The organism is Paenibacillus sp. SAF-068, from assembly GCF_051967555.1.
Lineage (GTDB): Bacteria > Bacillota > Bacilli > Paenibacillales > Paenibacillaceae > Paenibacillus.
Map to the genome: position 1 here is coordinate 759,078 of NZ_JBQCJX010000002.1, position 16,252 is coordinate 775,329.

The following is a 16,252-nucleotide window of genomic DNA, read 5'->3' on the forward strand; positions in this document are numbered from 1 at the left end:
ATGCATCCTGAAGTGGAGATTACACCCAAGTTAAACATGAAAAAGCCCTGATCGTAGCTGCAACTGGCAACTTGACGATCAGGGCTATACTTAATCCAGAACGTAATCTGCTTACTCGAAATACTCACTCCAAATATTTACACATATGCTTTAACCGTATCAAACTTATCAGTCTAAACGCGGTCCAGCTACTTTAATAACCATCCGTCTCACGACTGCGTTTCTCTGCTTGCTCCACGCTTGGTTCATGTTTCGGTTGAACCGTCGTACTATCATCGGTTGGTACAGAAGCCAGTCCTTCTTCCACACGACGACCGTAATCGGCATCCGCTTGGGTAAAATAAGAGATCATGCGCTCCCGGATATCCGGTTTGCATTGGGCCAACGCGCCAACCATGTTGCTGATTAGCTCATCCCGCTCCCAATCCTCGAATGCCCGGTACGTATCGCCCGCCTGTCCAAAGTCATTCGTGCGCTCAATCTTCTCGCGGACAAGTCGGCCTTCCACCAGTGGTTCGTGTTCCGGACCACGTGGTGCTGCTTCCTTTAGTCCACCGAGAGAGGAAGGCTCATAGTTAACATGCGGGTTCTGACCCGGTGCCCGATCGACCTGATACTGCATCTGTCCGCCGCTTTGATTGGTCGCAACACGGTTCTTCGGCGCATTGACAGGCAGTTGCAGGTAGTTCGCACCGACCCGGTGACGTTGAGTATCCGAATAGGAGAAGGTGCGTCCTTGCAGCAACTTGTCATCCGAGAAATCCAGCCCATCCACCAATACACCTGTACCAAATGCCGCTTGCTCCACTTCATTGAAATAATCCTCGGGATTGCGATTCAACGTCATTTTGCCTACAGGCAGAAATGGAAACTGATCCTGCGGCCATAACTTTGTTGGGTCCAGTGGATCGAAGTCCAACTCCGGATGCTCGCCATCCTCCATCACCTGAACGCACAGCTCCCATTCGGGATAGTCCCCTTGTTCAATGGCGTGATACAGATCCAATGTCGCATGGTTGAAATTGTGCCCTTGAATCTCGCTTGCGTCTTTTTGCAGCAGGTTGCGTATGCCTTGATTGAGCGGTTCCCAGTGGTACTTGATGAGTACGCCAGTGCCTTCCTGATTGACCCATTTGTATGTATTGACTCCTGATCCTTGCATCTGGCGATAATTGGCCGGAATACCCCAAGGGGAGAACAGGAACGTCACCATATGGGTAGCTTCAGGACTGAGCGAGACAAAATCGAAAAACCGCTCCATATCCTGTGCATTGGTCAGCGGGTCGGGCTTGAAGGCATGTACCATGTCCGGGAATTTGAGCGGGTCGCGAATGAAAAAGATTTTCAGGTTGTTACCGACCAGATCCCAGTTGCCATCTTCGGTATAGAATTTCACCGCAAAGCCGCGCGGGTCACGCAGCGTCTCGGGAGAATGCCCACCATGAATCACCGTTGAGAATCGAACGAATACGGGGGTTTCTTTTCCTTTTTCCTGAAACAGACGTGCACGCGTGTACTTCGATACTGGCTCATCTCCAGCCGTTCCATACGCTTCAAATACGCCATGAGCGCCAGCGCCGCGGGCATGAACCACCCGTTCCGGAATACGTTCACGGTCGAAGTGAGTAATCTTTTCAAGAAAATGATAGTTCTCCAGCGTGGTCGGTCCACGGCTGCCTACAGTTCGTACGTTCTGATTGTCTGTGATGGGGTGGCCTTGTCGGTCTGTTAATGTGTCTGCCGCTGTGTCTGAGGAATGCTCAGGTTGTGAAGACTGATTATCCATGGAGCACCGCCTTTCCTTAAAGTGGATTCTTGTATATATTTTCCCTGTAAATAGGTTCTATACATTAAACCTCACAAATAACCTAGCAAAAAAAGCTTGTCACCAGCCTTACTGCGTGAGATAATTAACTTTTGCCCTGCGGCCTTTTTTGAACGGAAATGAAAGAGGACCGCGTCTAAGAATGGAGGCTGACCTAGGATTGTCTACACAACGTTATCCTTTTGCATATGATCCGGCTGAACCTTTTGTATCCCGTCTGGGAGAATGGGTTGCCGATGTTTTTTACGATATTTTGCCTGAGTCCGGCTTCGAGGTACGGGATGAACAGATTTTTATGGCATATCAGCTCGAACGGGCCTATGGAGATAAAAAGACCATTATGGCGGAGGCCGGTGTTGGAACAGGTAAGACGTTAGTCTATCTGCTCTACGCGGTCTGTTATGCACGTTATACGGGCAAACCGGCCGTGATTGCTTGTGCCGATGAGTCCTTGATTGAACAGCTTGTGAAGCCTGGCGGAGACATTGCGAAGCTGGCTGCACATCTGGATCTGGAAGTGGACGCGCGTCTCGGAAAATCACCGGACCAATACGTCTGCCTGAACAAATTAAGTGCGGTGCGATTTGCCGATGAGGATGCGCCTGTTATTGAAGAAGTGCATGAGAGTCTGCCGGATTTTGTGAACACGCCGGGTACACTTCAAGCCTTCCATCCGTATGGTGACCGCAAACAGTATCCGCATCTGAACGATCGTCAGTGGAACAAAATTAACTGGGACCCGTTCCAAGATTGTTTTGTATGTCCAAAAAGACAACGCTGCGGCCTGACGCTGTCGCGTGACCATTACCGCCGTTCCAAGGACATTATCATCTGTTCCCATGATTATTACATGGAGCATGTCTGGACCTATGATGCGCGCAAACGCGAGGGACAACTGCCACTGCTGCCTGATCACAGCTCGGTTGTATTTGATGAAGGACATTTGCTGGAAGAAGCAGCCCTGAACGCATTGAGTTACAAGCTGAAACACCGTATTTTTGAGGAACTCGTGACTCGCCTGCTTGAAGGAGAGATTCGTGAATCCCTCGCCGAGCGTGTGGATGAAGCCATTGAGAGCAGTGAACGCCTGTTTGCGTTACTCGATACGTATACGGTGGCGATTCCGGGATCGGAACGGAAAGAAGTTCGGGTAGAAGCACCACTTCTGCGTGAGATTGAACGTCTGACCAATGTATTGGATGCCATTGGCGAAGAATTGGTATTTGAAAGTGGATTGTTCTCGCTGGATGGGTACCAGATGCGTGTCGTTGAAGAACATCTGGACATGATTCAGTCTGCACTTGCGTTGTTCCGTAAGGAAGACGGCTACATCTGCTGGGCGGAAGAGAGTGAAGACGAGACGACATTATCGATCATGCCGCGTACCGTGAAGGAAATGCTGAATGAGCGTGTATTCAACACAGGCATTCCAATTGTGTTCTCCTCTGCAACGTTATCTGTGGACAGTTCATTCCGTTATGTGGCGGACAGCCTCGGCATTGATGATTTTGTATCGTTCTCGGTGGCTTCCCCGTATGATTATGCGGACAAAATGAAGATGAAAATTACCGATAAAGCTATACCGGGTCATCCGGAGAACGAAAATCGCATGCGCGACGCAGTATCCATGCTTCAGGAAAGTGGAGGCCGTGCGCTGATCCTGTTCCGTACGATGGAAGAATTGCGTGCATTCAAGCAGGACATTGTTCATGTGCCTGAAGCAGAAGGTTTGCGCTTTATGTATGAGGGAGATCGGGAGATCAGTGATCTGATCGCGGCATTCCAGCAGGATGAGGAGAGTGTGCTGTGCTCCGTTAATCTGTGGGAAGGACTGGACGTTCCAGGACCGTCATTATCCAACGTGATGATCTGGTCGCTCCCGTATCCGCCACAGGACCCTGTGTTCAATGCAAAACGCAGTGCGTCGGCTGCACCTTACGAAGAGATCGATCTTCCGTATATGCTCCTGCGTGTGAAGCAAGGTCTTGGACGTCTGATTCGGACAAGCACGGATTCCGGTTCCGCGGTCATTCTCGATGAATCGCTGTATACCAAAAAGGAAGCCAAAGACCGCATTGCGGCCCTGCTTCCCGAAGGTGTGGAATGGACAATTCTGACACACTAATGACTGAATTCTAAATCATACAAAATCGTACTAAATCCTACATGTAGATTGGATTATGCGTTCTAACCGGGCCGAAACGGCTCCCATCAGAAAAAAGCTCTTGTTCTCTGCGGATACACCATCCGTATGTGAGCAAGAGCTTTTTTTTATTATGATGGTTTCTCCAATGTACTTCTTTTCCCTTTTTTTCGAGGGATTTTCCCTTGCTTCCAATCGCTCCAAATTTCTAACGAACCCACGTCACCTTATTAGCGTGATAATTAAGAGATGTAGAGTCTAACAATCTCAGTAACGTTATCCCGCCGAAAATAGCTTCTAAGCCCGTAAATCAACCAAATTTGGGGGAATAACGCCGCTGTGATTCGTTACACATCAAACCTACATAAATAGGAGTGAATAGCGTGTCTTAGGTTCATTAGAAGCAATGAGAGCTAAATGAATACTACATGAGTGAGTACTAAATGAATGTTTATAAGGGAGGGACTCTGTCATGCTCATGACTCATGAGACAAGGAAGCCCCTTTTTGATGTGTACAGATTTTAAATTTTAGCTGTGTTAAAAAATACCCATGCTCAGATACCGTTCCCCGGTATCCGGCGCAATGCAGAGCACCCGGTGCCCCGGCCCCAGTTCCTTCGCGATGCGAAGGGAGGCCCACACCGAAGCCCCAGAGGAAGGGCCGAGCAATAGCCCTTCCCGGGCAGCAAGCTGCCGCATCGTATCCAGTGCGTCCTCATCGGACACTTGGATGATGGCATCCCATACGTCGGTATTCAGGATGTCCGGAATGAACCCCGGACTTGTACCGACGAGTTTGTGTGGTCCGGGCTCGCCACCGGACAACACCGGAGAACCTTTGGGCTCCACCGCATAGATGCGAATATCAGGCAACTGCTTGCGCAGCTCTTCCCCGGTGCCGGTAATGGTACCGCCGGTTCCCGCCGTGGCAATAAATGCATTCAGTTTGCCATCCATCTGCTGCATAATCTCGGGAGCCGTGGTGATCCGGTGGATATCCGGATTCGCCTGATTCTCGAACTGCTGCGGAATAAAACTTCCCGGAATGTCTGCCTGAAGCTCTTTTGCTTTGCGAATCGCACCTGGCATCCGCTCCGCAGCAGGAGTGAGCACCACATCTGCGCCGTAGGCTTTCAGAATGTTGATGCGCTCCTTGGACATATTGTCCGGCATGATCAGAATGGCTTTGTATCCTTTGGCAGCGGCGTTCATGGCCAGACCGATGCCCGTGTTGCCACTGGTGGGTTCGATAATGGTTGCACCGGGCAGAAGCAGTCCTGCACGTTCAGCTTGAACGATCAGGTTATAGGCGGCACGGTCTTTGACGCTGCCACTTGGGTTGAAGTATTCCAGTTTCACGTATACGTCAGCGGAGTCGCTGCCTGTGAGCCGGTTCAGTTTAACGGCAGGTGTCTGGCCGATCAGTTCTGTTACATCTGCGGCTACGAGAGGATGTTGCTTTGTATTATTTTGTGACATCGATAAAGAATTCGAATGGGATTCCATAAAGTACAGCTCCTTGATTAATAAGACATTGAGAACATATCGTTATCCCGGATTGGAATGGTTGGATATGTCTTCTCCATCTTAATGAACACAGCATGCCATGGTCAACCCGTTCAACCCTTTTGTATGGAGAAAGTATGAACGGTTTTTGGCGGCAGGATCAAGATGTAATCTAAATCATATTCATCACGTTTGCGTCAGATCCATCTGTAGATGGTGACTCAACTCTTTTTTGACCTCATTGCGTGCAAATGTCCAGAGCATATAGAACCGTTGCATGTATCCCCTGCACAAATAAACGGTTTCAATGCCATCCTTTCCCCGCGTTTCCTCCAGAACTTTTACTCCACGGGCTCTCATCTGTTTGCGCAGTCCCAGCATCTCCTTAAGTACTTCATTCTGAATGCGAGTGAGCGACAGAATATAGACCTCGGGCATTTTCAGAAGCAGCGTATTCATCGTTTGAATATCCCGTTCCAGTACATCCAGCAAAAGCGTACGCACAACCATACCTTTGATCAGACGATGATCTTCGTCCGTAGGCGTTGGGGCTGAAGTGGAAGAGGCGGCCATATGTTCACTTCCTTAGCCATAGATATCATTTTGATCAAGAACAAATGTTCTTGTTTATATTATAGTCAGCATAATCCTGAGTCATGCGGGTTTCAATCTGAAAATATTTACATTTTCTCTTTAAGGAAGCTTAAATCATATGCAAACCCTTGTGGAATAAGGCTCATAGGCAACTTCAACTTGTCGAAATGCAGAACATAAAAGGAGAATGTACTCACCGTGTTTAGAGTTTGTTTATAGTAGCTCGTTATACTATCTTTAAAATTTCAAACTACATCGAAAGGAGTACTAATATTTAAAAATACATATTCAACAAGTGTACGTTTGATGGAAATACGAGCATGTTAGCTGGGTAGCTCTTAAGTAGATTTATAAGATTGACACAAGGTTGGAGCTAGGTGGGACAGGAGCAGGGAATTTACTATGATGAATGGAAGGACGATCACGGATGAATAAAAGATTACTGAGGTTTAAAAGAGTGATAACGATGCTGGTTGTAGCTGCATTAATTTTTGGAGGAATTCCGGGGTTTCAGGCGTCAGGTATAGATCGTGCTTATGCGGCAAGTGGAACATGGGTAGATGTAGGAGGGGTGGGCTTCACATCAGGAAGGGTGGAAAATATTGATTTAGTTTTTGATAGCGAAGGGACACCGTACACCTTATTTAAAGATGCAAGCAATAGCGGAAGAGCAACGGTACTAAAATATGGTTCCGGTGCATGGCAATCTGTTGGACCTGCAGGCTTCTCTGCTGGTGGAGTATATACTTCTTCGCTCGCATTCGACTCTCAAAATACTCCATACGTAGCGTATCAGGATACTGATAATGGAAGCAAGGCTAGCGTAATGAAGTTCAATGGGAATCAGTGGGAGTTTGTGGGTACGCCTGGTTTTTCGGCAGGAGCTGCGCTTTATGTTACTTTGGCATTCGGTCCTAATAATACGCTCTATATTGCATATCAAGATCGTGCTGCAAGTAGTAAAGTGACAGTTAAAAAATGGAATAACAATCAGTGGGAGAACGTTGGAACAGCTGGTTTTACAACAGTTGGTGTATCAGAGATGTCCAAACTGGTTTTTGACTCCAATGGTATTCCTTATATTGCATACACAGAAGATTCCACAAATAACAAATTGACTGTCATGCAGTTTGCAGGTGGTTCATGGAAAAATGTAGGGAATGCAGCATTTACAGCAGACTCGGCATCATATCCTTCACTTGCATTTGGTCCGAACAATGTACCTTATGTTGCATTTCAAGACGGCTCCAACAGTTATAAGGCAACAGTAATGAAACTAAATGGCAGCCAGTGGGAAATCGTAGGTAATCCAGGATTCTCATCAGGAATGCTAAATAGTATGTCTTTGGCCTTCGATCCGCAAGGTGTACCGTACACCGCTTTTAAAAATCTACCGAGTAATGGCATGATGATGCAACAAGGTGTAATGATGAAATTGGACGGGACTCAATGGACTGTCGTTGGAGGAGAGCCATACTTCACAGGTTCGATAAACGAATCTTCACTCGCATTCGGCCCGAACGGAATGCCGTATGTTGCATATGCAGACGCTACGAAAAGTAACAAATTGACAATTAAGACACTCTCTACAGATCATTCAGTGACTTATAATGCCAATGGTGCAATTACTGGAAATGTCCCCGTAGACAACAATAAGTATCAAAAAGATGCAACAGTAACCGTGTTTGACAATACGGGAGAACTGACAAGAGAAGATCATCAGTTCATCGGATGGAATACAGCGGCAGATGGTAGCGGAACCAGCTACAGCGCAGCAGATACTTTCTCCATGAACGATAGTGATGTTACGCTCTATGCACAGTGGCAACCACTGTATGTAAATATTAGTTTTGAATCGAATGGTGGAACTGAGATTGACAATCAAAAGGTGAACTATAACAGCCCAGCAGTAAATCCTGATACTCCGGAAAAAGCAGGATATACGTTCTCGGGCTGGTATCAGGATAGCCAATTGATTCAACCTTTTGACTTCAATACGAATCTAACGCAAAATATTACGCTTTATGCGAAGTGGATGTCATCTACTGCAACACTCTCCACCCTTACGGTAAGTTCAGGGCAGCTGACACCAGACTTCTCTGTAGATGAGCTTGATTACCGCGTAGATGTTGAAACTGACGTGACAAGTGTAGACTTCTCTCTAAGCAAAGCAAATGAAGAACAAGTCGTACACGTAACAGGCGCTACAGATGAAACCGTCACAGATGGTATATACACATACACAGTTACGGATCTGGTATACGGCTCAAACCCTGTAAACATTAATGTTCAAGCGGAGGACGGCACCAGTAACGACTATAAACTTAACATCAATCGAATTGACATCACCAATGCCAAGTTAAATGAAATAGCTCTACCTTCGATCACATTAACTCCGACATTCAATCCGGATGTGGAGATTTATGAAGCAACGGTCAATAGTTCCGTTGGCTCGACCGGAATTAGCGTTAAACCGGATCAAACTGGAGCCACAGTGAAAATTAATGGTGTTAGTGGTAATAGTACAGTCGTGCAGTTAGTCAGTGGCATGAATACAATTATTATTGAAGTGACTGCATTGGATGGAGTAAGCAAGAAAACATATACACTCAATATCAAGCGTAACAGTGATAGCTCAGGTGGATCGGGTGGCAATGGAAGCTCCGGGGGTTCCAGTTCTGGTGGAAGTGGTGGGTCTACACCAGTGACTACTCCCGTCGTAACTCCCCCAACTACAGGTGCTCAGGTACTCGTGAACGGTAAAGCTGAGAATGCTGGAATCTTGACTACTACTGAAGTGAACGGAAGAAAAGTTGTAACCCTTACAGTGGACGCAGCTCTTATCGCACAAAAACTTCAAACCGAGGGCAACAAGGCTGTTGTTACGATTCCTGTGACAGGCAATGCTCAAGGAGATCAGGTTATTGGTGAACTGACGGGGCAGACTGTCAAACTCATGGCTGAAAAACAAGCCGTATTGGTGCTTCAAACGGATATTGCCTCATATACGTTGCCAGCACAACAGGTTAATATTGAGCAGCTCGCGCAGCAACTAGGTGTGAATTCTGACCATTCCTTGGAGGACATCAAACTGCATGTAGAAATTTCACAGCCGACAGCAGCAGTCATACAGACAGCACAAACAGCAGCTCAACAAAATGGATATGCACTTCTGGGATCACCAGTTGATTTCAAAGTAACAGCCACCTTGAATGGCAAATCCGTGAGCGTGGATAAGTTCAATAGTTATGTATCACGTACAATTGCATTACCAGCTACCGTTGATCCTAACCAAATCACCACGGGTGTTGTGGTGGATGCAGAAGGAAGTGTGCGCCATGTACCCACAAAAATTACACAGGTCAATGGGATGTACCATGCACAGATTAACAGCTTGACCAACAGTGTGTATGCCGTTATCTGGCACCCGCATACCTTCACTGATGTAGCCCAACACTGGGCCGAGACAGAAGTGAATGATATGGGTTCACGTATGGTTATCGAGGGCATCACTGACACAACCTTTGGACCGAACCGTGGAGTTACACGTGCAGAGTTCGCTGCCATCCTGGTACGTGGATTGGGGTTGAAACTTGGTGAAGAGGCTAACTCTTTCCAAGACGTGAGTGGAAGCGAGTGGTACGCTGAAGCTGTGAATACGGCGGCTAGCTATGGATTAATCGATGGTTATAAAGATGGAACATTCCGACCACAGACACAGATTACTCGTCAGGAAGCGATGGCACTCATTGCACGAGCTATGGAAGTGACTGGAATGGAAACAGCTGCTTTTGTCGGAAACGTTCAGCAATGGTCTGATTACGCAGATGCTGAGCAGGTAGCAAGTTGGGCCAAAGAAGCAGTAGCATCCAGCATCTCCACCGGACTGGTGTCCGGACGTGGCAAAGATACCATTGCTCCGAATCAATCCATTACCCGGGCTGAAACAGCTGTGATTATACGCAGATTGCTTGAAAAGTCCGGTCTGATCTAAACGGGTCACAGCTTATGTGTACGACAAATGAAACAGGGCGCGCGAGATTATGCGTGGCCTGTTTTTTTTTTGAAGAATTAAATTCTGCTCAGCTCTTATTGATTTTATAGGTCAAAAATATGTTATTAAAATTATTTTTTCATTTATTTATTTACAGAACGTATGTTCTTATATTATAATTGGAAATAGAAGGTAGGGAAGAAGTGAGCTATTACAATTAACCTCGCCTTCTTGAATTTACTGAAAGAAACCATCAGGACAAGCCTGATCCAAAATTAGGTATAATTTATGGGTTTTGCAGGAAACCTAAGGCCATACACTAAATGAGACTCATGCAATGCAGGTTTATTTTGGCGAAAAATGAAAACAAAAAAGCCCCTGCCTTGGGCGGCGGGGCTTATGGAATACTGCCGATTCAGCGGCAGGCTTGATGATGTGTGCAAAAGATTACGCAAGATATTGAGGCTTTTCGTAGAACGCCTCTTTTTCAAGGATGACCTTATACGGTTTTTCCTTGCCCTTCAGGGAGGGCCCTATGGTCGTTAGCGGTACGGCCGGCTTGTGGAAACGATCCTCTTCCTTGGGTTCCGGAACCGGTCGTGATGATTCGGGCGCAGAACTGAGGCGTACCTTTTTTTCGCTGCCCCAGCGCTTGCTTATTTTTTTCGTTTCCGGTTTCATTCCGGTTCGCCTCCTAACAAATCGTTGATGGCGTTGAACAGTTGACGATTCTGTAGGTCAATCTGCTGAAATACCGCCTCATCCGCTTCAATATGTCCAATAATGTGAACGGTGATTACATACCTCTTGGCTACAGGATAGCATAGCAGATACTCTTTCTCAAGGTAATCATCATACAGGTTGATTTTGATCTTGTTCTCTTGGTAAGAATCAATCACCAGGATGCGCTTGGGATCATCCGGCTGTTTATCGTCGTTAGCGGACAAGTCATACTTTCTCCCCGGTTCTCCAACATTACCACATAATTGCTCAATATAACCACTGTCATCCGTACGGTATATGGCTGTGCCGCGTACGGCAAATGGAGGGTGAGAGACAAAGGCGGTGCGCAGGGCATCGCTCATTCGCTCCAGCATTTTGGCATCTGCTTTGCGGGTACGCAGCAATTCCCTAAAGAACCGCAGCAATTTGAGCAGTTGTAACCGTGCTTCTCCCTCAGTACGCTTGTGCTTCTCAATGATATTCTCCAATTCTGGATCACTCCAGCGTCCTTGTTCCTCAATACTGTCTGCAATTTTGGAACATGCCACTGAGACAGCTGGTGCCCACTTTCCATCAGAACGGATTTCGTACACAAGTGGATTTAAACCCAGCAAATCTGTGGGCATACGCAATCCCTCGACCTTGGTCGTGTCCTTCATGTCCGTAATATCTTCAGGAAGAATGAAAAAAATACGCTTTCGTCCCAGACGGCCCATAAACAGACCCATTTCCAGCATTGTATTATCCCGGACGGACGCGTAGTACTTTCCGCGAATTTTGGATATATCATCCGGGTGAAAAATAAAAATGGCAAAGTCTGTTGTACGGACTTCTGCTTCCAGGTCGTCCATGGTATAGCTGCTTGGATTAAATACACCGGAATACCAAGGGGTAACTTCGGCTGAAAAACGTAAGTTTTCGTGTACTGCGGCTGCAATCGGCTTCGCTTCCAGCGAGCAGCCAATAAAGACTCTTGGCTTTAACGTTTTCATCAATCCGCCTCGCTTAAACGGTAGTGGGATTCAATTGTTATATTATACCATAAACAGCAGGGTAAGTATGGAAACGTTTGAACTGGACAAAGAATAAAGCCGATTACGTTTGCTATAGTGTATGTGTGAAAGGAAAATGATTCCTTTAAAAAGCGTCAAAAAATAAAAAAGGGCCCCAATTTGTCACAGTTGGGTGACTGACAGTTATTTTTGGAAGCTTTGGTCATAGAATAAAGGAGCAGGTTGCACCATTAGCAAGCATTGCTTATCCTGGTGTGCCCGTACGACTGCTGGAGCAGCCCAGATGCTGCTTTATGCGCATATTTGACGGGTCGGCTGTTTAGACCCGGTCACGTTGGTGTTATATAATAGAAGAACAAGCAAGTTAGCTTTGGTGTTTAAGCAGAATCTTTACACGGTAACGAAGAGTGCAGAACCCGTCTGAAGAAACGAAGTGCTCGCCTTTATCAACGGATTTTCCCATATGAAATATGGGATCAAAAAAATCCGTGGATAACAGCGATCGGAAGAGGGTACTGTAATCGAAGTGTTATAGTGTAAAGTATAATGTTTAACCAAGCACAGCTAACCACAACAGAACAGAAAGGATCAGGATACCATGAGTTCCCGAAGGACAATCTCCCCAAGGACGATCTGGAAACGTTACGATCTCTCATACACATAGCGCCCCTTGTAGAGTACACCAACCGGTTCAAAAAAACGGCTGACTCTGCGAAAGAGGGGATTGGAATGAATATTCGAAGGACGTACACGATGATTTCTTCCAGGCTTGCCTTTTGCAGGGTACGGTCGGTCTAAAAACCAACCTACAAACTGCGAGGGAACCTGAATGAAGAGAACATCGTTAACCTTACAACACGTTAAAACAGAGGCGATCAAGTTCGCCATTATGCTGCTCGGTACATTTATTTTAGCTTTTGCCTATTATCACATTAACTTTCAGAATCATTTATCGGAGGGCGGATTTGTCGGTCTGGCCCTGCTCGGAAAATACGCAACAGGCTTATCGCCTGCCATCGGTATGTTGCTACTGGACATTCCGGTCATGATCCTCGCCTGGTTCCTCAAAGGCTGGAAATTCATGATTCAGGCATTGCTTGGCGTCGCTGCATTTTCCCTATTCTATGACGGCTTTGAACGATACTCCACATTGGTGATGTCGTTTAACGGAAATCTGTGGATTCCGGCAGTTCTATCCGGTGTATTGACAGGGGTAGGCGCTGGGATCGTGCTTCGATTCGGTGGAGCGACAGGCGGAGACGATATTCTCGCCGTGCTGGTTAGTCGCTGGAAGGGATGGAAGCTGGGGACCGTTTTCTTTGTCAGTGATGCTTTTGTATTGGGATTGTCGCTTTTCTTTCTTCCGGTAAAAGAAACTTTATATACAATTCTGGCCGTATGGATTGCCAGCAAAGTCATCACGTATGTCGTTAGTGTTCCGGCTCGAGGAACTGTGGCTACGACTTCAGCTGTGAAATTGCCGATGCCATCGGCTGCAGCCAAGGCGGTTAACGCTGCTGCTGTTTCACAACGAACTACGGTGGCTAGAGGGGTATCTCATTGACCATACGGTTCAGAACAACCATAACCTGTATGCATCCTATCCAGGTCTTAATCGTTAACGTTCATATAAAATCCCTTTTGTCTGCTCTTCAGCAGCAAAAGGGATTTTATTGTTTTCGCTCATGGAATGATTTTATTTTCGCTGAACTGCGCAATGACAGCCGACTGTGAAAACAGATAATTTCCGATGTCATCCAGTTCATTCAGGGCTTAATTGAAGAAGCAATCTGACCATCCTGATTATGGATAATGACTCGAATATTTTGTTTGCTGCTAAGTGCTTTGGCCTTATCTACGGCTTCTGCCTTCGTATCAAATGTGGAGAGATAGGCCGACTTTCCTTCTTCTTTAATCGCCCAGCCAGAGTCGGTAGGTACAACATGGATGTTTTCATGGCTTTTGGACGAAGAGACGGGCTCCGAATGACGACGCTGCGTAGAAGATGACGTTTTACGGTTGGGGTCTTCGGAAGAAGATGTGGAGTCCGTTTTCGAACCTCCCGGTGAGGGATGATTTTCATCCCATTCTTCCGCCTTAGCTGTCGCTATGGCAATTGATCGCCCTTCCTCATACCCGTCATCGAGCAGCGCATTGGCAATCTCAATTGCTTTGTGTCTGACACGTGGTTCCAAGTTCTTCATGGATACTGGATAATCCTGTTTATTCCAAGGCATATGAACCCCTCCTGTACAATAATGGATTAGTTGTATATTACCCAGTGACGGAAGGGGTAAACGATAAACAGGTGAAGTCGTAATTCCAATGAACGATAATTCAGAAGGATCCCGTTCCTATACTTTTGCAAGCTGGAGGCGTATAATGCTGTCCAGGAAAGAAATAAATTCAATAAGAGGAAGATAAAGGAGTACATACATATGTTTAGTCTTAGCCTGGCAATCCCTATGTTATTCACTATGCTGATTCATGCCGCAGACAGCTTGTCATATGCGCTCCGCCTCGGTGGGTTACGCACGCGCAGAATCGCGCTGGCCATCTCTTTGGCAGGGATATTGCTATTGGTTTCCCGTACCTCTAATATGGCCCAGGGCCCAATGGTAGGTAATCTGGTGGATACAGCAACACGTGGAGCCAATCCGCACTTTGCAGCACAGCTTCACTGGTTAATGGGTGCGGCAACCATTGGAACGGCGTTAGCCATATTGTGTTTCCCAACCATGGTTAAGCTCTCATCTAGAATGGTTGTACATTTTGAGGTAGCCGGTTCCATCCCTGCGATGGTTCGCAGCATGCTGAAGCGAAACAAAATCAGGAATGCAGTGTATTACATCACGCCGCCATCCTGGAAGATGGCCAAGCGATTGGTACAGCATGGGATGCCAAGACGGTTGATGATGCTAAATGTAGCGGTAACCGCAATATACACCACGGGTGTCCTGTCCAGCTTGTACGCAGCGTATCTTTACCCAGGACAGGCTGTAGCAGCATCCCAATCAACAGGTCTGATTAACGGAATAGCAACCATTTTGTTGACTATTCTGATTGATCCGCGAATTTCCCTGCTCAGTGACAAATCATTACGTGGTGAGATTCGTTTGGATCGCATGAATCAGATCTACGGCTGCATGCTCGTATCCCGTCTGTTCGGTACAATGGTGGCACAGTTGTTATTAATTCCATTTGCGTATTGGATTGGTTGGATTGTTAATATGATGTGATGATAGAGCTGGCCTTGTCAGGAATGTATCCATACTATCCTGAGGGCCAGTTTTTTTCGAATTCCGACTAACCTGAATTGTAAAAAGACAAAAAAACTTATTTTATATTTAAAATTTACATAATAGGTTATTAAAGTGCAAAATATTTAAAACAATGGTGGTATACTTGTTTAATATGGGTTAATATGAAATGGGAATGTGTTTTCACTTTAATTCCCAACATTTGAGAAAATTTCATGATGAATCATGCAACACTTCAGATAACTTCCAGTTTTTACCACAAAAAAGGCAACCAGACGTCGTTCTATTTGCTTCTCCTTTACTAGTCACTTATTCCAATGGACCAACCCTCTGATTAGATTTCACTAACGTTTAGTGAATATTATTTGGCGTATAACACAAAAAAATGAACTTAATTAAACCGAACAGTCTGTTTTTTTGAAATCTTTCAGTCTAGTATTCTTGATTTTACTAGGATCAGAATGGCTATGCGCACCATTTTTTAGACCGAATAGTCAGTCTCTCAGCTCGCAAGTCATCCTTTGCTGAATTTTATTTCAATATTGGAGGGATACCTGCTTATGATCGTTATGATTGATAACTTTGATTCTTTCACGTATAACCTTGTGCAGTACTTCGCTGATTTGGGTCAGAGCGTAAACGTGTATCGCAATGATGCGATTACGGTGAAAAGATTGGAAGAGATAGCGCCGGATTATATCGTGATTTCTCCAGGTCCATCTAATCCGACTAACGCCGGAGTTTCTCTTGAAGTGATTCGACATTTTGCTGGAAAGATTCCGATTCTTGGTGTATGTCTTGGCCATCAGGCTATCGCTCAGGCATTTGGAGGGACAGTGGAATCAGCCAGGCATCTGATGCATGGCAAGACCTCGGATATCTCGCATGATGGAAAAACGTTGTTTGAAGGGATGCCTGCCGTTCTAAACGTGGCAAGATATCACTCGCTTATTGTCAATCCCGATCTCCCGGAAGATTTGGAAGCCACCGCATGGTCCAGCGAGGGGGAAGTGATGGGACTTCGTCATAAGAAATGGACTGTAGAAGGAGTCCAGTTCCATCCGGAATCCATTATCACGCCATCCGGCAAACAGATTCTGGCTAACTTTTTGCAGAACTGCTCTAATCAAAAGACGGAATCCGACTCAAGTTACGTTACGCTCTAAACTAACTTCTCAAGGAGGTAATCTTCG

The 16,252-nt window shown here is 46.1% G+C and carries 11 protein-coding genes; 5 read left to right on the forward strand and 6 right to left on the reverse strand.

The features are described from left to right. Positions 1 to 193: 193 nt before the first annotated feature. Positions 194 to 1,786, reverse strand: a complete 1,593-nt coding sequence (locus ACTHPG_RS17385; RefSeq protein WP_440390744.1) for a catalase — start codon at positions 1,784 to 1,786, stop codon at positions 194 to 196. Positions 1,787 to 1,967: 181 nt separating this feature from the next. Between ACTHPG_RS17385 and ACTHPG_RS17390 the strand changes: the two genes are divergently transcribed. Continuing rightward, complete coding sequence (locus ACTHPG_RS17390; RefSeq protein WP_440390745.1) at positions 1,968 to 3,950, forward strand: ATP-dependent DNA helicase; 1,983 nt, start codon at positions 1,968 to 1,970, stop codon at positions 3,948 to 3,950. Between the two features lie 556 nt (positions 3,951 to 4,506). Here ACTHPG_RS17390 and cysK read toward each other — a convergent pair. Together cysK and ACTHPG_RS17400 are read right to left on the reverse strand one after the other, a co-directional pair. Next, positions 4,507 to 5,448: a cysteine synthase A gene (gene cysK / locus ACTHPG_RS17395; protein ID WP_440390838.1), complete on the reverse strand. Its 942-nt coding sequence runs from the start codon at positions 5,446 to 5,448 to the stop codon at positions 4,507 to 4,509. Positions 5,449 to 5,661: 213 nt separating this feature from the next. Then, on the reverse strand, positions 5,662 to 6,048 hold the full coding sequence (locus ACTHPG_RS17400) for a hypothetical protein (protein WP_440390746.1): 387 nt from the start codon (positions 6,046 to 6,048) through the stop codon (positions 5,662 to 5,664). A gap of 448 nt (positions 6,049 to 6,496) precedes the next feature. Here ACTHPG_RS17400 and ACTHPG_RS17405 point away from each other — a divergent pair, with 448 nt between their 5' ends. Beyond that, positions 6,497 to 10,063, forward strand: coding sequence for an S-layer homology domain-containing protein (locus ACTHPG_RS17405; RefSeq protein ID WP_440390747.1), 3,567 nt, complete (start codon positions 6,497 to 6,499; stop codon positions 10,061 to 10,063). Positions 10,064 to 10,510: 447 nt separating this feature from the next. Here the strand turns inward: ACTHPG_RS17405 and ACTHPG_RS17410 are convergent, their stop codons facing one another. Both ACTHPG_RS17410 and ACTHPG_RS17415 read right to left on the reverse strand, forming a co-directional pair. Next, entirely contained in the window at positions 10,511 to 10,744 is a 234-nt protein-coding gene (locus tag ACTHPG_RS17410; RefSeq protein WP_440390748.1) for a hypothetical protein, read from the reverse strand. Then, positions 10,741 to 11,778, reverse strand: a complete 1,038-nt coding sequence (locus tag ACTHPG_RS17415; RefSeq protein ID WP_440390749.1) for a nucleotide-binding protein — start codon at positions 11,776 to 11,778, stop codon at positions 10,741 to 10,743. The genes ACTHPG_RS17410 and ACTHPG_RS17415 overlap by 4 nt, the downstream gene beginning before the upstream one ends. Before the next feature lie 850 nt (positions 11,779 to 12,628). Here ACTHPG_RS17415 and ACTHPG_RS17420 point away from each other — a divergent pair. Next, entirely contained in the window at positions 12,629 to 13,363 is a 735-nt protein-coding gene (locus ACTHPG_RS17420; protein ID WP_440390750.1) for a YitT family protein, read from the forward strand. Between the two features lie 202 nt (positions 13,364 to 13,565). Here the strand turns inward: ACTHPG_RS17420 and ACTHPG_RS17425 are convergent, their stop codons facing one another. Beyond that, positions 13,566 to 14,036 (reverse strand): DUF2188 domain-containing protein, encoded by a 471-nt coding sequence (locus ACTHPG_RS17425; RefSeq protein WP_440390751.1) that lies wholly within the window; start codon positions 14,034 to 14,036, stop codon positions 13,566 to 13,568. Between the two features lie 201 nt (positions 14,037 to 14,237). Here ACTHPG_RS17425 and ACTHPG_RS17430 point away from each other — a divergent pair, with 201 nt between their 5' ends. Together ACTHPG_RS17430 and ACTHPG_RS17435 are read left to right on the forward strand one after the other, a co-directional pair. Next, the gene (locus ACTHPG_RS17430) at positions 14,238 to 15,038 is read left to right on the forward strand and encodes a lipid II flippase Amj family protein (protein ID WP_440390752.1); all 801 of its coding nucleotides are present in this window, start codon (positions 14,238 to 14,240) and stop codon (positions 15,036 to 15,038) included. Between the two features lie 581 nt (positions 15,039 to 15,619). Further along, entirely contained in the window at positions 15,620 to 16,225 is a 606-nt protein-coding gene (locus tag ACTHPG_RS17435; RefSeq protein ID WP_440390753.1) for an anthranilate synthase component II, read from the forward strand. Positions 16,226 to 16,252 lie beyond the last annotated feature (27 nt).